Annotated in this window: 15 protein-coding genes; 13 read left to right on the top strand and 2 right to left on the bottom strand. The window is 71.4% G+C overall.

From position 1 onward, the window contains the following. The first annotated feature begins 76 nt into the window (after window positions 1–76). The 4 genes from BMW88_RS18690 (at window position 77) to araA (ending at window position 5,266) form a co-directional block, all read left to right on the top strand. Complete coding sequence (locus BMW88_RS18690) at window positions 77–1,063, top strand: LacI family DNA-binding transcriptional regulator (RefSeq protein WP_089952286.1); 987 nt, start codon at window positions 77–79, stop codon at window positions 1,061–1,063. Between the two features lie 356 nt (window positions 1,064–1,419). Further along, window positions 1,420–3,093: a ribulokinase gene (gene araB / locus BMW88_RS18685; RefSeq protein ID WP_089952284.1), complete on the top strand. Its 1,674-nt coding sequence runs from the start codon at window positions 1,420–1,422 to the stop codon at window positions 3,091–3,093. Continuing rightward, the gene (locus tag BMW88_RS18680) at window positions 3,093–3,746 is read left to right on the top strand and encodes an L-ribulose-5-phosphate 4-epimerase (RefSeq protein WP_089952282.1); all 654 of its coding nucleotides are present in this window, start codon (window positions 3,093–3,095) and stop codon (window positions 3,744–3,746) included. The genes araB and BMW88_RS18680 overlap by 1 nt, the downstream gene beginning before the upstream one ends. A gap of 17 nt (window positions 3,747–3,763) precedes the next feature. Continuing rightward, complete coding sequence (gene araA / locus BMW88_RS18675) at window positions 3,764–5,266, top strand: L-arabinose isomerase (protein WP_089952280.1); 1,503 nt, start codon at window positions 3,764–3,766, stop codon at window positions 5,264–5,266. Here the strand turns inward: araA and BMW88_RS18670 are convergent. Continuing rightward, the gene (locus BMW88_RS18670) at window positions 5,236–6,075 is read right to left on the bottom strand and encodes an alpha/beta fold hydrolase (protein ID WP_089952278.1); all 840 of its coding nucleotides are present in this window, start codon (window positions 6,073–6,075) and stop codon (window positions 5,236–5,238) included. The genes araA and BMW88_RS18670 overlap by 31 nt on opposite strands. A gap of 153 nt (window positions 6,076–6,228) precedes the next feature. Between BMW88_RS18670 and BMW88_RS18665 the strand changes: the two genes are divergently transcribed. The 3 genes from BMW88_RS18665 (at window position 6,229) to BMW88_RS18655 (ending at window position 10,019) form a co-directional block, all read left to right on the top strand. Then, on the top strand, window positions 6,229–6,972 hold the full coding sequence (locus BMW88_RS18665; RefSeq protein WP_143116140.1) for a hypothetical protein: 744 nt from the start codon (window positions 6,229–6,231) through the stop codon (window positions 6,970–6,972). A 156-nt stretch (window positions 6,973–7,128) separates the two neighbouring features. Further along, window positions 7,129–9,105, top strand: a complete 1,977-nt coding sequence (locus BMW88_RS18660; protein ID WP_089952274.1) for an RICIN domain-containing protein — start codon at window positions 7,129–7,131, stop codon at window positions 9,103–9,105. 11 nt (window positions 9,106–9,116) lie between these two features. After that, a complete protein-coding gene (locus BMW88_RS18655) occupies window positions 9,117–10,019 on the top strand; it encodes a cellulose-binding domain-containing protein (protein WP_143116139.1) in 903 nt (300 codons plus the stop codon). On the opposite strand, the gene BMW88_RS18650 is transcribed toward BMW88_RS18655, so the two are convergent. Further along, entirely contained in the window at window positions 10,020–11,003 is a 984-nt protein-coding gene (locus tag BMW88_RS18650; protein WP_089952270.1) for a LacI family DNA-binding transcriptional regulator, read from the bottom strand. A 65-nt stretch (window positions 11,004–11,068) separates the two neighbouring features. Here BMW88_RS18650 and BMW88_RS18645 point away from each other — a divergent pair, with 65 nt between their 5' ends. The 6 genes from BMW88_RS18645 to BMW88_RS18620 all read left to right on the top strand — a co-directional run bounded on the left by BMW88_RS18645 (window position 11,069) and on the right by BMW88_RS18620 (window position 18,842). After that, the gene (locus BMW88_RS18645; RefSeq protein WP_089952268.1) at window positions 11,069–12,244 is read left to right on the top strand and encodes an MFS transporter; all 1,176 of its coding nucleotides are present in this window, start codon (window positions 11,069–11,071) and stop codon (window positions 12,242–12,244) included. A 244-nt stretch (window positions 12,245–12,488) separates the two neighbouring features. Further along, window positions 12,489–14,672, top strand: coding sequence for a pectinesterase family protein (locus BMW88_RS43350; protein WP_245777898.1), 2,184 nt, complete (start codon window positions 12,489–12,491; stop codon window positions 14,670–14,672). Further along, window positions 14,669–15,544: a carbohydrate ABC transporter permease gene (locus BMW88_RS18635; protein WP_218148120.1), complete on the top strand. Its 876-nt coding sequence runs from the start codon at window positions 14,669–14,671 to the stop codon at window positions 15,542–15,544. The genes BMW88_RS43350 and BMW88_RS18635 overlap by 4 nt, the downstream gene beginning before the upstream one ends. Then, on the top strand, window positions 15,541–16,422 hold the full coding sequence (locus BMW88_RS18630; protein ID WP_089952266.1) for a carbohydrate ABC transporter permease: 882 nt from the start codon (window positions 15,541–15,543) through the stop codon (window positions 16,420–16,422). Before BMW88_RS18635 ends, BMW88_RS18630 begins: the two co-directional genes overlap by 4 nt. 9 nt (window positions 16,423–16,431) lie before the next feature. Further along, window positions 16,432–17,700: an ABC transporter substrate-binding protein gene (locus BMW88_RS18625; protein WP_089952264.1), complete on the top strand. Its 1,269-nt coding sequence runs from the start codon at window positions 16,432–16,434 to the stop codon at window positions 17,698–17,700. Next, window positions 17,697–18,842 (top strand): enolase C-terminal domain-like protein, encoded by a 1,146-nt coding sequence (locus tag BMW88_RS18620; protein ID WP_089952262.1) that lies wholly within the window; start codon window positions 17,697–17,699, stop codon window positions 18,840–18,842. The genes BMW88_RS18625 and BMW88_RS18620 overlap by 4 nt, the downstream gene beginning before the upstream one ends. The last annotated feature ends 15 nt before the right edge of the window (window positions 18,843–18,857 follow it).

The following is an 18,857-nucleotide window of genomic DNA, read 5'->3' as shown; positions in this document are numbered from 1 at the left end:
GGTGTTATCGCTAACATCACCGGCGCAGATCTAGGATCGGAGACCGCCAGTGGAGAAGACCTCCCGTGACCCCGCGATGACCGATGTCGCACGACTCGCCGGGGTGTCGCACCAGACGGTCTCGCGTGTGCTCAACAACCACCCGAACGTCCGCGAGCAGACCCGGCTGCGGGTCCAGGCCGCGATCAAGGAGCTCGACTACCGGCCCAACCGGGCGGCCCGTGCGCTGGTCACCGGCAAGACGCAGCTCATCGGCGTGGTGGCGCAGAACTCGACGCTGTACGGCCCGGCCTCGCTGCTGTCCGCCTTCGAGGAGGCGGCGGGCGCGGCCGGGTTCGCCGTCAGCGTCGGCAGGGTGAAGGTGCTCGACCGCGAGTCCATCTCGGCGGCCGTGGAGCGGCACCGCGACCAGCGCGTCGCCGGCATCGTCGTGATCGCGCCGACCTCGTCGGCCGCCGACGCGCTGGCCGACGTGCCCGCCGGGGTGCCGCTCGTGACGGTGGACGGCGACCCGGGCAGGCCGACGCCGCTGGTCACCGTCGACCAGGCGGCGGGCGCGTTCGACGCCACCACCCACCTCCTCGAGGCGGGCCACCGCACGGTGTGGCACGTGTCCGGACCCGCGGACTGGTTCGACGCGGCGGGCCGCGTGCAGGGCTGGCGCCGGGCCGTCGAGGCCGCCGGTGCCGAGGTGCCGCCGGTGGTGACGGCCGACTGGAGCGCGTCCTCCGGCTACCGCGCGGGGCAGATGCTGGCGCGGATGCCCGAGGTGACGGCCGTGTTCTGCTCCAACGACCACCTCGCGCTGGGCCTGCTGCGGGCGATGAGCGAGCGCGGCAGGAGGGTGCCGCACGACGTGAGCGTCGTGGGCTTCGACGACGTGCCCGAGGCCGCGTACTTCATCCCGCCGCTGACCACCGTGCGCCCGGACTTCGCCGCGGTGGCGCGCGAGACGCTCGGGTTGCTGCTCGAGCAGATCAGCGACGGGGAGACCACCCGGCCGCGGCGGACCGTCGCCCCGGCCCTGGTGCCGCGCGACAGCGTGGCGCCGCCGCCCGAGTAGGCAGGAGCTCGGTGCCCGCTCCGGCCTCGGTGCCGGGGCGGGTGTTTTCGGCTGTCCTCAGTGGATGGCCTGTGTGGAGGGCGGAGAAGTGCCGCCTGTGCAGGAACTCGGTGGTTCCGCGCGTTGTGCGACAGTGCGATCTCGCAGCCTCAGCCGGACGCGGGAGTGCGCCCGCATCGCCTGCCAGCACCGTGAAGCAGCACGGCGCGACCGCCTCGCCGGAGCAGGTGCGCCACCCCTCTGTTTGTCGTGCGCTCACGCCGCCGCACATTTACCCCGCTCACAGGGAAATCGCGATGTCCCGGCCGCATCTTGACTCGTCGATTGTTAGCGATAACACTCAGCTCGTGACTGACATGACGATCGACCGCGACGCGTGCGTGGTGGGTGTCGACTTCGGCACGCTGTCCGGCCGCGCCGTGGTCGTGCGCGTCCGCGACGGTGCGGAGCTCGGCACCGCTGTGCACGACTACCGCCACGGAGTGGTGGACCAGGTGCTGCCCGCCACCGGCCGGCCGCTGCCACCGGAGTGGGCGCTGCAGGTCCCGTCCGACTACCTCGACGTCCTGCGCACCGCCGTCCCGCAGGCCGTCGAGGCGGCCGGGATCCGGCCGGAGCAGGTGATCGGCATCGGGACCGACTTCACCGCGTGCACGATGGTGCCGGTCACCGCGGACGGGACGCCGCTGTGCGACCTGCCGGAGTTCGCCGAGAACCCGCACGCCTACGTCAAGCTGTGGCGCCACCACGCGGCCCAGCAGCAGGCGGACCGGATCAACGAGCTGGCCCGGCAGCGCAAGGAGCCGTGGCTCGCGCGCTACGGCGGCCTCATCTCCTCGGAGTGGGAGTTCGCCAAGGGCCTGCAGTTGCTGGAGGAGGCGCCCGAGGTCTACGCGGCGATGGCCCACTGGGTCGAGGCCGCGGACTGGATCATCTGGCAGCTCACCGGCACGTACACGCGCAACGCCTGCACCGCCGGGTACAAGGGCATCCTCCAGGACGGCAAGTACCCGGACGAGGAGTTCCTCAAGGACCTCAACCCCGAGTTCGCGAACTTCGTCGCCGACAAGCTCGACCACCCGCTGTCCGCGCTGGGCGACCGGGCGGGGTCGCTGACCGCGCAGGCCGCGGAGTGGACCGGGCTGTCCCAGGGCATCGCGGTCGCGGTCGGCAACGTCGACGCCCACGTCACGGCGCCGGCCGCGCAGGCCGTCGAGCCCGGCCGGATGGTCGCGATCATGGGCACCTCCACGTGCCACGTGATGAGCGGCGACGTGCTGCGCGACGTGCCGGGCATGTGCGGTGTCGTCGACGGCGGCATCGTGCCGGGCCTGTGGGGGTACGAGGCGGGGCAGAGCGGCGTCGGCGACATCTTCGCCTGGTTCCTGCGCAACCAGGTGCCACCCGTCTACCACGAGCAGGCGCGTGAACGCGGCATCTCCGTGCACGACCTGCTCTCGGAGCTCGCGTCCGGTCAGGCCGTGGGGGAGCACGGCCTGGTCGCACTGGACTGGCACAGCGGCAACAGGTCCGTGCTGGTCGACCACGAGCTGTCCGGTGTCGTCGTCGGCCAGACGCTCGCCACGAAGGCGGAGGACGTCTACCGCGCCCTGCTCGAGGCCACGGCGTTCGGCACGCGGGTCATCGTCGACGCCTTCACCGACGCGGGTGTGCCCGTGACCGAGCTGGTGATCGCCGGCGGGCTGGTCAAGAACCCGTTGCTGATGCAGATCTACGCCGACGTCGTGAACCTGCCGCTGTCGGTGATCGGCTCGGCGCAGGGCCCCGCGCTCGGCTCCGCGATGCACGCCGCGGTCGCGGCGGGCGCCTACCCCGGCATCCGCGAGGCGGCGGCCGCGATGGGGGCGGCGCGGCGCGAGGTCTTCACCCCGGTTCCGGAGAACGTCGAGGCCTACGAACGTCTCTTCCTCGACTACCTGGAGCTGCACGACTACTTCGGTCGCGGTGCCAACGACGTCATGCACCGGCTGCGGGGGTACCGCCGCGCCGCTCTGGAGGGGAAGAGCTGATGTCCGCCACGGCAGAACTGCGCCGCACGGTGGCCGAACTGCACCGCGAGCTGACCCGCTACGAGCTGGTGAGCTGGACGGCGGGCAACGTGTCGGCACGGGTGCCCGACCAGGACCTGATGGTGATCAAGCCGTCCGGGGTGTCCTACGACGAGCTGGGCCCGCACGCGATGGTCGTGACGGACCTGCACGGCAAGCTCGTCGAGGGCGAGCTCGCGCCGTCCTCGGACACCGCGGCGCACGCGTACGTGTACCGGCACATGCCCCACGTCGGTGGCGTCGTGCACACCCACTCCCCTTACGCGACGGCGTGGGCGGCGCGCGGCGAGCCCATCCCGTGCGTGCTCACGATGATCGCGGACGAGTTCGGCGGCGACATCCCGGTCGGGCCGTTCGCGCTGATCGGCGATGACTCGATCGGCCAGGGGATCGTGGAGACGTTGCGCGCCAGCAGGTCCCCGGCCGTGCTGATGCGCAACCACGGCCCGTTCACCATCGGCGCGACGGCCCGCGCGGCCGTGAAAGCCGCGGTGCTGCTGGAAGACGTCGCCAGGACCGTCCACTTCGCACGCCAGCTCGGCAGCCCCGACGTGATCGAGCAGCAGCACGTCGACCGGCTCTACGAGCGCTACCAGAACGTCTACGGCCAGTGAGCCCAGAAGGAGACCACATGCCGGACAAGCCCCAGATCTGGTTCCTCACCGGCAGCCAGCACCTCTACGGCCAGGAGACGCTCGACCAGGTCGCCGCCCAGTCCCAGCAGATCCAGCGGATGCTGGCCGACAGCGGCCGGATCAGCGCGGAGATCGTGTGGCGGCCGGTGCTGACCGACTCCGGCGCCATCCGCGCGGTCATGCAGCAGGCGAACAACGACCCGTCGTGCGTCGGCGTGATCGCGTGGATGCACACGTTCTCGCCGGCGAAGATGTGGATCACCGGGCTGGACCTGCTGCGCAAGCCGTTGCTGCACCTGCACACGCAGCTCAACGAGGCGTTGCCGTGGTCGACCATCGACATGGACTTCATGAACCTCAACCAGGCCGCGCACGGCGACCGCGAGTTCGCCTACGTGCAGACCAGGATCGGGGTGGCGCGCAAGACGGTGGCCGGCCACGCGAGCGATCCGGTGGTCGCCGAGCGGATCGACGGCTGGGCCCGCGCGGCCGCCGGTCTCGCGCACCTGCGCTCCCTGCGGCTCGCGAGGTTCGGTGACAACATGCGCGACGTCGCCGTGACCGAGGGCGACAAGGTCGAGGCCGAGCTGCGCTTCGGCGTCTCGGTCAACACCTACGGCGTCAACGACCTCGTCGCCGTGGTCGACGCCGTGCCGGACGCGGACATCGACCTGCTCGTCGCCGACTACGCCGAGGCCTACCGGCTCCCGGCGGAGCTGGCGCGCGGGGGAGAGCGGCACGACTCGCTGCGCTACGCCGCGCGCATCGAGATCGGTCTGCGGTCCTTCCTGGACGACGGCTCCTTCGGGGCGTTCACCACGAACTTCCAGGACCTCGGCGGGCTCCGGCAGCTACCGGGTCTCGCCGTGCAACGGCTCATGGCGGACGGCTACGGCTTCGGCGGTGAGGGCGACTGGAAGACCTCGGCGCTGCTCGCCGCCGTGAAGGCCATGGGCGCCGGCACCGGCCGGGGCACGTCGTTCATGGAGGACTACACCTACCACTTCGGGCCGGGCGAGCCGAAGATCCTCGGCGCGCACATGCTGGAGGTCTGCCCGACCATCGCGGCGGCCCAGCCCTCCTGCGAGATCCACCCGCTGGGCATCGGCGACCGCGAGGACCCGGTGCGGCTGGTGTTCGACGCCGCCCCCGGCCCCGCCGTCGTGGTCGGCCTCGCCGACCTGGGCGACCGGTTCCGCCTGGTGGCCAACGAGGTCACGGTCGTCCCGCCGGACGAGCCGCTGCCGAAGCTGCCGGTCGCGCGGGCGGTGTGGCAGCCGGCCCCGTCGCTCTCGACGTCGGCGGAGTGCTGGCTCACCGCGGGCGGTCCGCACCACACGGTGATGACCCAGGCCGTGGGTGCGGAAACCCTGCGGGACTTCGCGCAGATGGCCGCCACGGAGCTCGTGCTGATCGACTCCGAGACGACCCCCGCCTCGTTCACCGACCGCCTGCGCTGGAACGCGGCCTACCACCGCCTGGCGACGGGCATCAACTGACGCGCGTGGAACTCGGCGATCTGCCGCCACATCGCGACGGGGTTGGAGTACATCGGCAGGTGCCCGCTGTGCGGGATCTCGGCGAGCTCCACCCCGTTCGCGTCGAGCACGGGGAGGTAGGACAGACCGGCGCACTGCTTGCCGTAGAGGTACAGCCGCGGGCAGGGCAGTGACAGGAACTTCGGCACCAGCTCGCCGTGGTCGGCCAGCTCGACCATCGACCGGAAGAGGGTGGGCACGGCGCCGCGGCGCAGCTTGGCCGGGAGGTTGGCCGCGAACAGGCCACCGCCGTAGCAGGACGTGTCGCGGCTGCGGTGCGCGAGCCGGAAGAAGAACTCGCCGGGATCGCGGTGGGTGAGCGCCTCCCGGCTCAGCACGCAGTCCTCGGGAGCGAGCACTCCCTTGATGTTGACGAAGCTCAGCACCCGGCCGGGCTCCTCGTGCGCCAGCAGGAGTGCCGTGAGCGCACCGGTCGAGTGCCCCACGACGTGGCAGCGCCCGATGCCCGCGCGGTCGAGCGCGGCGCGGGCGGTGGCCACGAGGAACGGCAGTGTGACCTCTCCCAGGTCGGCGCATTCCGTTGCGCCGGCACCAGGTGCGTCGTAGGCGAGGAACGGGCGTCCGGTGAAGTCGTGGCGCTGGGCGACGTCGAGGAAGTCCTCCTTGCTCGTGCCGAACCCGTGCAGGAAGACGACCGGGTCGTCGGCACCCGCGCGCCGCACCCACGCGAGCTTGACGTTGATCCCGTGGACGCGCAGGGGAACCTGCTCGTGCACGACCTCGTGGACGACCCTGTCTGCCGACGGCATGGCGATTTCCCCGGTTCTTCGCAGGTGCGGGCGGAGGCGGAACCGTGAGCATGCCAGTCGCTGTGAGCGCTCACAAGTAGTTGAACCTTTCACCTTCACGGTCCGTATCCCGTTGTGCCGGCACAAAAATTCCCCTAGCCGTGAGGTTCGAATATGTCGAGAGCGCATGCACGACCGCAACGGAGCAAGCGGGTGCTCGTCGCCGGGGTCGCCGTCGCCGCCACGCTGACCGCGGTGACCGCGGCCGTCGCCCTCGCGGGCGGAGGGAGCGAGACCGGGGCGATCGTCTGCCCACAGCCGGCCCTTCCCGCCGTGCCCGCGCGGGCGCAGGCGGAGGTGCAGCGCGAACTGGCCAACCTGGACCGGCAGCTCGCGGAGGCGAACGACCGCCTGCGCACGTCGGCCGGCGAGGGTGGTCCCGACTTCGTGCGCAACGCGATCCTGGGTCCGTTGGCGAGCAAGCGGACCGCGGCGCTGGACAGGATCGAGATCGCCGTCGGCCGGGCCGGTGAGCGGCCCCAGGCGCTGGAGAGGTTCGCGACCTGCGGACTCGGTGCGGCGCCCGCCGTGTCGGCGCCGCCGTCAGCCGTCCCGTCCTCGACGACCCCATCCGGCTCGGCCATCGAATGCCCGTCGCCGGTGTTGCCGGCGGTTCCGGCGGCCGCGCGGACCGAGGTCGACCGCGAGCTGGCGAACCTCGGCGAGCAACTGGCCGAGGCGAACGAGCGGTTGCGCACCTCGGTGGGGCAAGGCGGTCCCGCCTTCGTGCAGAACGCGATCCTGGGGCCGTTGGCGAGCAAGCGCACCGCCGCGCTGGACAGGATCGAGATCGCCGTCGGCCGGGCCGGTGAGCGGCCCCAGGGGCTGGAGCGCTTCGCCACCTGCTCGCTCGAGTAACCCTCCTCGGGGTTCGAGCGGGCAGCCCCGCCTTCGCGGGGGCGAGCGTTCCGGGGGTCCTGCCGGGCGGGTGCGCCACCGTTCGGCAGGACCTTGACGCGCCAGTGGGTTGCCACTAGATGTTAACGCGAACATCGCGCGTTCAACGGAGAACCGATGACCAGGTTTGTCGCTTTGCTCGCCGTGTCGGCCTTCACGCTCGCGACCGTGGTCCCGGTGCCGGCCGCCGCCGAGCCCGTGACGGTGCGGCCCGATCCGACCTACCAGCAGGAGCCGTTCCAGGGCTGGGGCACGAGCCTGGTGTGGTTCGCGAACGCCACCGGTGGCTACCCGGACGAGATCCGGAACCGGCTCGCCGAGCTGCTGTTCGGCGAGGAGGGCCTCAACCTCGGCATCGCGCGGTACAACGTCGGTGGCGGCAACGCCCCGGACGTGCCGCCGTACCTGCGGGCGGGCGCCGCGGTCCCCGGCTGGTGGAAGGCTCCGGCCGGTACGACCCGCGAGGACACCGACTGGTGGAAGCCCGGTGACCCGCGGTTCTTCGACGCCGCGGCGGACCCGCGGCAGCGGTGGTGGGTCGACCGGATCAAGCCGCACGTGAGCAGGTGGGAGTCGTTCAGCAACTCGCCGCCGTGGTTCCAGACCGTGAGCGGGTACGTCTCCGGCGGGTTCGACCCGAACTCGGACCAGCTCCGGGAGGACCGGATCGGGGACTTCGCCGCGTACCTGGCCCAGGCCACGGCGGAGCTGGAACGCGCGCACGGCATCAGGTTCGCCACGGTCGACCCGTTCAACGAGCCCAACACCCCGTACTGGCGCACGACGCTCGGCCCCGACGGCAACCCGACCGGCGGACGGCAGGAGGGCGCCCACCTGGGCCCCGCCCTGCAGGCGAAGGTGGTGCCCGCGATGGCGGCAGCCCTGCGCGCCGGCGGGGTGGGGGCCGCGGTCTCCGCGCCGGACGAGACCAACCCCGGCATCTTCGCCGAGGACTGGGCGGGCTACCCGGCGTCAGTGCGCGCCCAGGTCGGGCAGCTGAACGTGCACACCTACGGCACGGCACGGCGCACGTCCGCCCGTGACATCGCCAAGGGCGCGGGCAAGCCGTTGTGGATGAGCGAGGTCGACGGGCACTGGGGCTCCGGGCAGGACTTCACCGGCATGGCACCGGGTCTCGGCATCGCCGAACGCGTCATCGACGACCTGCGCGAGCTCGAACCGCGCGCCTGGCTGCTGTGGCAGGCGATCGAGGACTACAACAACATGAAGCCCGGCGCCGAGTCGCCGAACGGCATGAACTGGGGCGTCGTCCAGATCCCGTTCGACTGCGGGCCGCGGGACACGCTCGCGACGTGCCCGGCGCGCGTCAACACGAAGTTCCACGCGCTGCGCAACTTCACCCACCACATCAAACCCGGCGACCGCCTGGTGAAGGTCAACACCACGACCGACGTGGCCGCGGTGCGCGACACCGAGCTCAAGTCGGTGGTGCACCTGAACAAGACGGCGCAAAGCCAGTCCGTGACGCTCGACCTGTCGGCGTTCGCGACGGTGCGGCAGGACGCCGTGGTCCGGCCGGTCGTGACGGACGTGCGCGGCGCGTTGGTGAAAGGCGCCGCGGTGCCGGTGAAGGACCGCAAGGCGACCCTGTCCGTGCCCGCGGAGTCGGTGACCACGTTCGAGGTGAGCGGCGTCAGCGGGGTCAACCCGGCCGCCGCGCTGGGCGGGGAGCACCGGCTCACCGGGGTGCAGAGCGGCAAGTCCCTGGCGCCGTCGGGCACGTCGCTCGTCCAGCGCACCACCGACCCGGCCGCGGCGGACCAGGTGTGGCGGGTGGAGCGGCGCGCGGGCGGGTACGACCACCGCGCCCAGTTCTCCCTCGTCAACAAGGCGACCGGCCAGCGGATCGCCGCGGCCGGCGGCAACGTCGTGCTGACCTCGTCGGACAGCCCGGCCGCGAGGTGGGTGCTGTCGTCGACCGGTGACGGCACCTGGACGTTCGTCAACCACGAGACCGGCAGCCTGCTCGACGTGATCGGCGAGTCGCGGGAGGACGGTGCGAGAATCGGCCTGTACCAAGCGACGTCGGGCGCCAACCAGCGCTGGTCGGCGACCGCTGTGTCGCGCAGGTAGGGGTAGCGGTGGTGCGCAAGTGCTTGCTCGTGGTCCTGGTTTCGCTCAGCGGAGCGTGCACGGCGGCACCGCCGGAGCCCGTCACGCCCGGCCGCACGACGCCCTGGACACCGCCGACCCTGGTCAACCAGCAGGCGCGGGCGCAGGGCGTGCTGCACTTCGTGCGGGACGTGGTCGACGCCAGGACGGTCGAACTGGCCGACGGCACAACGGTGCGCATCGCCCAACTGGCGGCACCCGCGCCCTGCTGGGCCGAGGACGCGCTCTCGTTCGCCAGGACGACCCTGGTGTCCAGCGCGGTCCGCGTCAGCCCCGTCCTGTCCGGTGACGTGCACCTGGCCCTGGAGGACGGCACGGACTACGCGTTGCTCGCGGTGCGGCAAGGCGTGCTGCGGGCAGAAGGAGCCGACGGAGGGCTGCTGCCCACCGCCGAGGTCGAGGCGGCCGCCGCCGACCGCGGGTTGTGGGGTCCACCCTGCGACGGGCAGGCCGCTGCCCCACCCGCCGCCCCCACATCGCCGGAGACGACAACGCCGCCTCCCGCCACGACCGCGCCCCGCCCGACGACCACCGCGCCACCGCGTCCTCCCGCGCGGACCTGTGCCGTGGCCTACCGGGTCACCGGCCAGTGGCCGGGCGGCTTCCAGGCGGACGTGACCGTGCGCAACACCGACGCGGCGCCGGTCAGCGGGTGGAACGTGCGGTGGACGTTCCCGGGAGGACAGGCCGTCACCGAGATGTGGAACGCGGCATCGCGGCAGTACGGCGCGACCGCCAGCGCCGCGAACGTCCACTACAACGCGCAGATCCCGGCGGGCGGCTCGGTGCGGATCGGGTTCAACGGCTCGGTGCGCGGCGAGAACGCGGTTCCGGACGCGTTCACCCTCAACGGCCGCCCGTGCTCGGTGGAGTGATCAGGCGCTGTCCCGCACGACGAGCGTGGAGGGGAAGAACGTCACCCCGCCGAGGTCGAGCCGGTCGAGCACCGCGCGTGCCGCCGCCTGTGCGATCTCCTCCACCGGGTGCGTGCTGGTGGTGAGCGCCGGCCGGCTGAGCCCGGCGAACGCGATGTCGTCGAACCCGGCGACCGCCACGTCCCCCGGCACCCGCACACCGAGCGCGTGCAGCCCGTCGAGGACGCCGAGCGCGGTGAGGTCGCTGAGCGCGGAGATCCCGTCGGTGTCCGGCCACCGCGCCATGATCTCGGCGGCCGCCTCGGCGCCGCGGGCGGCGGTGAAGTCCCCGGGAACGGTCCTGGGTTCGCCACCGCTGTCGTGCAGCACCTGCCGGTAGGCCTCGACGGCGCGGTCGCAGCAGGGCAGCCAGGACGGCCCGGTGACCATCGCGATCCTCCGCCTGCCGGTGCGCACGAGGTGCCGCACGACGCCGTCGGTGCCGGAGCGGTTGTCGACGTCGAACGACGGCACGTGCCGCGTGCCGGCCCCGACCGCGGCGACCCGGCCCCGCAACGTCCCCGGCACCGTCTCCAGGGCCGGTCGCGTCGGGTTCACCACCACCAGGCCCCCGAGCCCGCGGCCGTCGGCGAGCCGCGCGAGGGAGCCGGGGTCGGCCAAGGGCAACCAGTGCAGCGAGACGCCGACCTCGCGCTCGGCGGCGACGTGCGCCGCCGACGTCAGGACGCGGCCGACGTAGGGGTCGTCGAGCACGGCGGCGGTGTGGCCGATCACGGCGATGGCGAGGCGTGTCCCGGTGCGCGTCACCAGTGCGCGAGCGGAGGCGTCCGGTACGTAGCCCAGTGCCGCCACGGCCTCGGTGACCCTGTCCCGCGCCCGCGGTGAGGCCGGCCCCTGGCCGGTGATCACCCGTGAGGCGGTCGCGCGGGACACGCCCGCGGCCCGTGCGACGTCGTCCAGCGTCGCGGTGCGTTCTCCCGTCATTTCGGCATTATTGCTGTGGAAGCGCTTCCACGTGTGTACTCGGTGGGATCGGGAAAGGAACCGGGATGACAGTCACCGTGCCACGCAGCCAGGTCCGAGCCGCCGCCGCGGGGGTGGCGGTGACCTTCGGGCTGAACGGCGTGGCCGTGGCGACCTGGTTCGCCCGCGTGCCCGCCGCCCGCGACGCGCTCGGCCTCACGCCGGGCGCGTTGGGGGTGCTGCTGCTGGCCATGTCGGTGGGCGCGTGCCTCGCGATGCTGACCGCGGGGGAGGTCACGCACCGGCTCGGGCCGAAGCTCACCGTGAGCCTGTCGGCGGTGACGGTCGCCGTGGGACTCGCCGTGGCGGGACTGGGCATCGGTGCCTTGGCGTCGGCGGCGCTGACCGCGGCCGGGATCTTCGTCCTCGGGTACGGCTCCGGCCTGTGCGACGTGGCGATGAACGTGGAGGCCGCCGAGGTCGAACGCGCCCTCGGCAAGACGGTCATGCCGCGCTTCCACGCCATGTGGAGCCTCGGCACCGTGGCAGCCGCCGGGATGGCGTCCCTCGCGGCCTGGGCCGTGCTGCCGGTGACCGCGCACCTGGTGGCGGTGGCGCTGGTCGTCGCCATCGGCACGTTGGTCGCGGCGCGCACCTACCGGCTGGCGGGCGAGGCGGAACACGGCCGCGGCAGCGGGGTCCTGGCCGCCTGGCGCGAACCCCGCACGCTGCTGGTCGGACTGCTGGTGCTGGTGATGGCCTTCACCGAGGGCACGGCGAACGACTGGGTCGCGGTGGCGTTCATCGACGGCTACGAGATCGACCCCGCCACGGGCGCCCTGGTGTTCGGCGTGTTCGTCACGACGATGACGCTCGGCCGGATCGTCGGCACGATCGCGCTGGACCGCTGGGGCCGGGTGCCGGTGCTCGTCACCACGATGCTGCTGGCCGCCGCCGGCGTGACGCTCGCGGTGTTCGCCGGCTCGCTCGTCGTGGCGGTGGCCGGCGTCGCGGTGTGGGGGCTCGGCACCGCGCTCGGGTTCCCCGTGGGGATGAGCGCGGCGGCGGACGACCCCGGCCGCGCGGCCGCCAGGGTCAGCGTGGTCGCGGTGATCGGGTACACCGCGTTCCTCGCCGGGCCGCCGCTCGTCGGGCTGCTCGGCAACGAGGTGGGTGTGCTGCGGGCGTTGCTCATCGTGCCGTTGCTGGTGCTGCCCGCGCTGGCGCTCGTACCGGCGCTGCGCCCGCCTGCGAAGGGCTGAGCCGGTAACTCGCTGATCCCAGGCGCGTGCGGCCGGATGCCGTCCGCGGCACGCGCCGATCAAGCACAGATCGACATCTTCGCCCGTTCGACGGAATTCGATTCGAAGAACCGTCGAACAAAGCCGCGAATTGTCGAATGAATTCACCTCGTTGACGCACGGCGGAAGCATTCGTAATATCCGTTTCACGATCGTGGACGGTGTTCAAGAATGTGAACTTCTTCTTTCTGAAGGGTATTCCGTCATGCGGCTTCTCGTTGGCGCGCTGGTTCTGGCCTGCGCGGGTACCGGGGTGGTGGGCCTCCCGGCGCACGCCGGCCACGACCCGGCCCGGCAGGTCCTGCCTGCCGGGGACGGCTGGGCGTCGAGCGGGCCCGGCACCACCGGCGGGGCCGCGGCGCCCGCCGGTCACGTGCACGAGGTGCGCACGCGGGCCCAGCTCGTGGCGGCGCTCGCCTCTCCGGCGCCGCGGATCATCAAGATCAGGGGAGTGATCGACGCCAACACTGACGCCGACGGGAAACTGTTGCGGTGCACCGACTACGCGACCGACGGCTACACGCTGGCCGGGTACCTCGCCGCGTACGACCCGGCGGTCTGGGGGTGGGAACGCGAGCCGGAGGGGCCGCTCGAGAACGCGCGGGTCGCGTCGGCGAAGAAGCAGGAAGCGGTCATCGCGCTGAACGTCCGCTCCGACACGACGATCATCGGCGTGGGCCGCGGCGCCGGGATCACCGGTGGCAGCCTGCGGATCCACGACGCCCGCAACGTGATCGTGCGCAACCTGACCTTCCGCGACACCCACGACTGCTTCCCGCGCTGGGATCCCAACGACAACAGCCCCGGCGCGCCGCCCGGGAACTGGAACTCGCTCTACGACTCCGTTTCGCTCCAGCGCTCCGAGCACGTGTGGGTGGACCACAGCACGTTCACCGACGAACCCAACGTCGACAGCGCGGCGCCGCTGTACTTCGGCCGGCCCTACCAGGTGCACGACGGACAGCTCGACATCACGAACGGCTCCGACCTCGTCACCGTGTCCCGCAACCTCTTCACCGAACACGGCAAGACCATGCTCATCGGGTCGTCGAACACCTCCACGACCGACCCGGGCAAGTTGCGCGTCTCCGTGCACCACAACGTCTTCCGCGACGTCCAGGAACGCGCGCCCCGCGTGCGGTTCGGCCAGGTGCACGTCTACAACAACCTCTACGAGGGCACGCAGACCTACAGCTGGGGAGTCGGCGTGCACTCCCAGATCTACGCGCAGAACAACTACATCCGCGGCATCGCTCCCGAGAAGGTCGTCTACAACTGGGGCGGGAAGGCGATCACCGACGTCGGCAACCTGGTCGACGGCGACGAGGTCAGCCTCGTGCAGGCCCACAACGCGGCGTTCCCCGACAAGGCCCTCGGCACGGACGCCGGCTGGACGCCGACGCTGAACCGCGGCCTCGAACCGGCGCGCCGGATCAGGCACCTGGAGGCCGGGGCGCGACCGGCGGGACACCACCTCGTGGTCGGCCACGGCTTCCCCACGGTGCAGGCCGCGGTCGACGCCGCACCGCCGGGGGCCGTGATCACCCTGCCCAAGGGCGTGTACCGGGAGGTCGTCAGGATCCCGGCGACCAAGCGCGGCCTCACCCTGCGCGGCGCCACCGGACGCGCCGAGGACGTGGTGGTCGACCACGACAACGCCAGCGGCACGAAGAAACCCGACGGCACCACCCACGGGACGACGGGCAGTGCGACGGCGACCATCGCGGCGGACGGGTTCACCGCCCGCGACCTCACCTTCCGCAACTCCTTCGACCGCGCGGCACACCCGGAGATCACCGCCACCCAGGCCGTCGCGGTGAAGGCGACCGGCGACCGGGTGCTGTTCGACCGCGTGCGGTTCGAAAGCCACCAGGACACCCTGTACGCCGACACCCCGGACGTGACCACGCGCTCCCGGCAGTACTACCGGGACTGCGCGATCACCGGTGACGTCGACTTCCTCTTCGGCCGGGCGACCGCCGTCTTCGAGCGGGCCACGATCACGGCGCTGGACCGCGGGCGCGACCCCAACGGGTACGTGACCGCCGCGAGCACCCGCGAGGACAACCCGCACGGCTTCCTGATCGTCAACTCGAAGATCCGCAGCGACGCCCCGGCGGGCACCTACTTCCTCGGCAGGCCGTGGCACCCCGGCGGCGACCCGGACGCGGTCGCCCAGGTGGTCGTCCGCGATACCGAGCTGCCCGCCGCGATCAAACCGGCACCGTGGACGGACATGTCCGGGTTTCCCTGGCGGGAAGCCCGGTTCGCCGAGTACCGCAACACCGGTCCCGGCGCGGGCACCGGCGCCGACCGCCCCCAGCTCAGCGACGAGCAGGCGCGGCGGCACACCAGGGACGCCTACCTGAGCGGGTGGAACCCGGCGTGAGGACCCGCACCTGGGCGCCCTACGCCCTGATCGCACCGACACTGCTCCTGATGGTGGTGTTCCTGCTCTACCCGATCGCCAGCGTCGGGTGGTTCAGCCTGCGCCAGCACACCGTCACGCAACCGTGGAAGAACGGCTTCATCGGGTTCGAGAACTTCCGCCGGATGCTGTTCGACGACCCGCTGTTCTGGCAGAGCCTCGTGTTCAGCGCCAAGTGGGTCGTCGTCGAGGTGGGCCTGCAGCTCGTGCTCGGCCTGGTCCTCGCGTTGATCGTGAACGAGACGTTCGTCGGCCGCGCGCTGGCCAGATCGCTGGTCTTCTCGCCGTGGGCCGTGTCCGGCGTGCTCACCACCGGCATCTGGATCCTGCTCTACAACCCGTCGACGGGGATCTTCCAGCAGCTCGCCCAGTGGGGCATCGGGGATCCCGGCACGTCGGTGCTCGGCGACCCGGCGACGGTGTTCCCCGCGACCGTCGTCACCGAGCTGTGGCGCGGCGTGCCGTTCTTCGCGATCCTGCTGCTCGCCGACCTGCAGACCATTCCCAACGACCTGTACGAGGCCGCCTCGGTCGACGGAGCCGGCCGCTGGCGCCGGTTCGTGAGCGTCACCCTGCCGCACCTGCGCGACGCGATCGTGCTGTCGACGTTGCTGCGCGCGGTGTGGGAGTTCAACAACGTCGACCTCATCTACACGCTCACCGGCGGCGGCCCCGCGAACCAGACCACCACGCTGCCCCTGTACGTGGCGCGCAAAGCCGTCGACTCGCACGACTTCGGCTACGGCTCGGCGCTCACCATGGCGGGCTTCGTGATCCTGCTGTTCTTCTCGATCCTCTACCTGAGGCTGTCCAAGTTCGGGAGCCGGGCATGACCCAGACACTCACCCGCCCGGCGACGACGGTCGAACCGCCGCCGGCACCGCCCCGGCGCCGCCGGCACCGCGACCCGAGCCGGTTCTTCCGCCTGCACCTGCCATTGGTGCTCTACCTGCTGTTCACGCTGATCCCGTTCTACTGGATGATCGTCTTCGCGTTCCGCCCGGCGGGGGAGACGGCGCTCGTGCCGTGGCCGATCACGCTCGAGCACTTCGACACCGTGTGGAACGGCATCGGCTTCGGTCTCTTCTTCCAGAACAGCCTGATCATCGCCCTGGGCACGCTGGTGGTCGTCACGGTGTTCGCGCTCATGGGCGGCTACGCGCTGGCGCGTTTCAAGTTCCGCGGCCAGCGGGTGTTCCTGCTCGCGCTGCTGTGCACGCAGTTCATCCCCGGCGCGATGATGCTGATCCCGCTGTTCGTGATCTTCAAGAGCGCCGGCCTGCTGAACAGCCTGACTGGCTTGATCATCGCGGACACCGCGTTCCAGCTCCCGCTCGCGCTCATCCTGATGAGCGGGTTCGTGCGCAACGTCCCCGTCGAGCTGGAAGAGGCCGCGATGGTCGACGGCTGCACGCGGCTGCGCGCGTTCTTCGCGGTGACGCTGCCCCAGCTTCGTCCGGCGCTCGTCGCCGTCGGCTCGTTCGCGTTCATCGGCGCCTGGAACAACTTCCTGTTCGCGCTGATGTTCGCGAGCAGGCAGGACAAGTTCACGCTGCCGGTCGGGCTGAGCTACGCGCTGGGGGAGTTCAACACCGACTTCGGGGCGCTCGCGGCGGGCGGAGTCGTCGCAGCGGTGCCGGTCGTGCTGGTTTTCGCCGTGGTGCAGCGGTTCCTGGTCCAGGGACTGAGCGCAGGCGCGGTCAAGGGATGAGGGAGTGAGATGAAACGACTGCTGGTCGCGCTCGCACTCGTGCTGGGCGGCTGTTCGGCCGGTCAGGGCGGCCCGACGACGATCACGTTCTGGGACAACAACGGCGGCCCCGGCCGCACGCCCATCTACCAGGAGCTGATCAAGCGGTTCGAGGCGGCGAACCCCGACGTCAAGGTCGAGTACGTGGGCATCCCGAGCTCGTCGGTGCAGCAGAAGTACGACACGGCCATCGCCGGCGGGTCGACCCCGGACGTCGGCGGCGTCACCACGTCCTACCTCGCGCACCTGGTGGGCCAGGGGGCGCTCGAGCCCGCCGACGACCGGCTGGACAGCGGTCCGCTCAAGGGCAAGCTGTTGCCGGGGCTGCTGGAGACCGTGCGGCAGACCGCGCCCGACGGCAAGCTCTACGCCGTGCCCGCGTCGGGCAACATGGACGTGATCTGGTACCGGTCGGACCGGTTCGCCGAGAACCAGATCGCGGAGCCCGCCACGTGGGACGACCTGGTCGCGGCGGCGACCAAGCTGACCAGGCCGGCCGAGAACCAGTACGGCTTCACCATCCGCGGCGGCGCGGGGTCGGTGTTCCAGCTCCTCTCCGAGGCGTACTCCTACTCGGGCATCGACAAGTTCTACGACGGCGGCAGGAGCACGGTCGCCGACCCGCGCAACGCCGAGCTCGTGCGCAAGGTCGCGGAGATGTACAAGAAGGCCACGCCCGAGGCGGACGTGAACAACAGCTACACGCAGATGGTCGCCCAGTTCACCGGCGGCACGGTGGCGATGATGCACCACAACCTCGGTTCGACGGCGGACGTGATGAAGGCTCTCGGGCCGGAACGCGTCAGTGCCATGCCGTTGCCGAAGGGGCCGTCCGGCAAACGCACGGTGGTGCCGAACCCGACCGACGGGTTCGCGGTGTTCAAGGGCGGCAAGAACCAGGAAGCGGCGTGGAAGTTCGTCGAGTTCCTGACGTCGGCGGAGAGCAACGGCTATTGGAACGAGAAGGTCGGGCAGATTCCGGCCAACACCGAGGTGCGCGGCGCCGAGTGGATTCAGAACAATCCCGCGGTGAAGATGGCGCTCGGGGTGCTGGAGGACCCGGCCACCGTGCTCGTGCCCGCGCCGGTCTACCTGCCGGAGTACTCCTCGATCACCAAGACCGACACCGAACCGCTGTACCAGAAGGTGCTGCTGGGGCAGATGTCCGCGCAGGAGTTCCTCGACCAGCTCGCGGCCAAGCTCACGACCGCCCAGCAGGACTGGGAGAAGCGGAAGTGATCGAACGGGTCGCGGTGCGCACGTTCACGACCACGGCGTGCACCTCGGTCGACGCCGAGGGCCACCGGCACCCGGCGCCGGAGCACGAGGTGACCGAGGCGCTGCTGGAGGTCACCGACACCGACGGCGTCACGGGGTACTGCCAGGTCCAGCCGGACCAGCTCCGGCCGGCGGTGCTCGACAAGCACGTGCGGCCGGTGCTGCTCGGTCAGGACCCGTGGGACCGCGAACGCCTGTGGCGGCTGCTCGCGCGACGGCAGCGCGGTGCGCACGGCGGGTTCACCGACCGCGCGCTGGGGTTCGTCGACACCGCGTTGTGGGACCTGGTCGCGCGCAAGGCCGGCCTGCCCGCGTGGAAGCTCGCCGGGGGTGCCAGGGACAAGGTTCCCGCGTACGCCAGCACGATGTGCGGTGACACCGCGGGTCTCGCGACGCCGGGCGACTACGCGGACTTCGCGAAGCACCTCGTGGCGGTGGGCTACCGGGCGATCAAGCTGCACACGTGGATGCCCCCGGTGCCCGGCGCGCCGAGCGTCTCCCGCGACGTCGAGGCGTGCCGCGCGGTGCGGGAGGCGGTGGGGCCGGACGTCGAGCTGATGCTCGACGCGAGCCACTGGTACTCGCGGACCGAGGCGCTGCGGCTCGGCAGGGCGTTGCAGGAGCTGGGCTTCTACTGGTTCGAGGAGCCGATGGAGGAGGCCTCGGTCAGCTCGTACCGGTGGCTCGCCGATCAGCTCGACATCCCGGTGATCGGCCCGGAGGTGGCGTGGGGCAAGCACCTGACGCGTGCCGAGTGGATCAGCACGGGTGCGTGCGACGTCCTGCGGGCCGGCCCGGCGGGCAGCGGCGGCATCACGCCGGTGCTCAAGGCGGTGCACCTCGCGGAGTCGTTCAACGTCGACTGCGAGATCCACGGCAACGGGTCGGCGAGCCTCACCGTGCTCGGCGCGACCGACGCCGGGCGGTGGTACGAGCGGGGCCTGCTGCACCCGCACGTCGACTTCGACCGGGTCCCGCCCCACCGCAACACCATTGTCGACCCGCTGGACGAGAACGGGGACGTGGCGCTGCCGGTGATACCCGGAATCGGTGACGACTGGAATTTGGAGCACATCGGAGTTCACACTCTTGAAGTGTGGTGATAAAGCCCCGGCCGG

It is taken from the genome of Lentzea xinjiangensis (genome assembly GCF_900110955.1).
GTDB classification, from domain to species: domain Bacteria; phylum Actinomycetota; class Actinomycetes; order Mycobacteriales; family Pseudonocardiaceae; genus Lentzea; species Lentzea xinjiangensis.
The sequence above is the reverse complement of the archived record's forward strand: the minus strand, read 5'-3'. Positions and strand labels throughout refer to the sequence as shown.

Excerpts from the sequence above, each read along its gene's own strand:
- BMW88_RS18690 (WP_089952286.1), top strand. The coding sequence starts at position 77 with ATGACCGATGTCGCACGACTCGCCGGGGTGTCGCACCAGACGGTCTCG.
- araB (WP_089952284.1), top strand. The coding sequence starts at position 1,420 with ATGACGATCGACCGCGACGCGTGCGTGGTGGGTGTCGACTTCGGCACG.
- BMW88_RS18680 (WP_089952282.1), top strand. The coding sequence starts at position 3,093 with ATGTCCGCCACGGCAGAACTGCGCCGCACGGTGGCCGAACTGCACCGC.
- araA (WP_089952280.1), top strand. The coding sequence starts at position 3,764 with ATGCCGGACAAGCCCCAGATCTGGTTCCTCACCGGCAGCCAGCACCTC.
- BMW88_RS18670 (WP_089952278.1), bottom strand. The coding sequence starts at position 6,075 with ATGCCGTCGGCAGACAGGGTCGTCCACGAGGTCGTGCACGAGCAGGTT.
- BMW88_RS18665 (WP_143116140.1), top strand. The coding sequence starts at position 6,229 with ATGTCGAGAGCGCATGCACGACCGCAACGGAGCAAGCGGGTGCTCGTC.
- BMW88_RS18660 (WP_089952274.1), top strand. The coding sequence starts at position 7,129 with ATGACCAGGTTTGTCGCTTTGCTCGCCGTGTCGGCCTTCACGCTCGCG.
- BMW88_RS18650 (WP_089952270.1), bottom strand. The coding sequence starts at position 11,003 with ATGACGGGAGAACGCACCGCGACGCTGGACGACGTCGCACGGGCCGCG.
- BMW88_RS18645 (WP_089952268.1), top strand. The coding sequence starts at position 11,069 with ATGACAGTCACCGTGCCACGCAGCCAGGTCCGAGCCGCCGCCGCGGGG.
- BMW88_RS43350 (WP_245777898.1), top strand. The coding sequence starts at position 12,489 with ATGCGGCTTCTCGTTGGCGCGCTGGTTCTGGCCTGCGCGGGTACCGGG.
- BMW88_RS18630 (WP_089952266.1), top strand. The coding sequence starts at position 15,541 with ATGACCCAGACACTCACCCGCCCGGCGACGACGGTCGAACCGCCGCCG.
- BMW88_RS18625 (WP_089952264.1), top strand. The coding sequence starts at position 16,432 with ATGAAACGACTGCTGGTCGCGCTCGCACTCGTGCTGGGCGGCTGTTCG.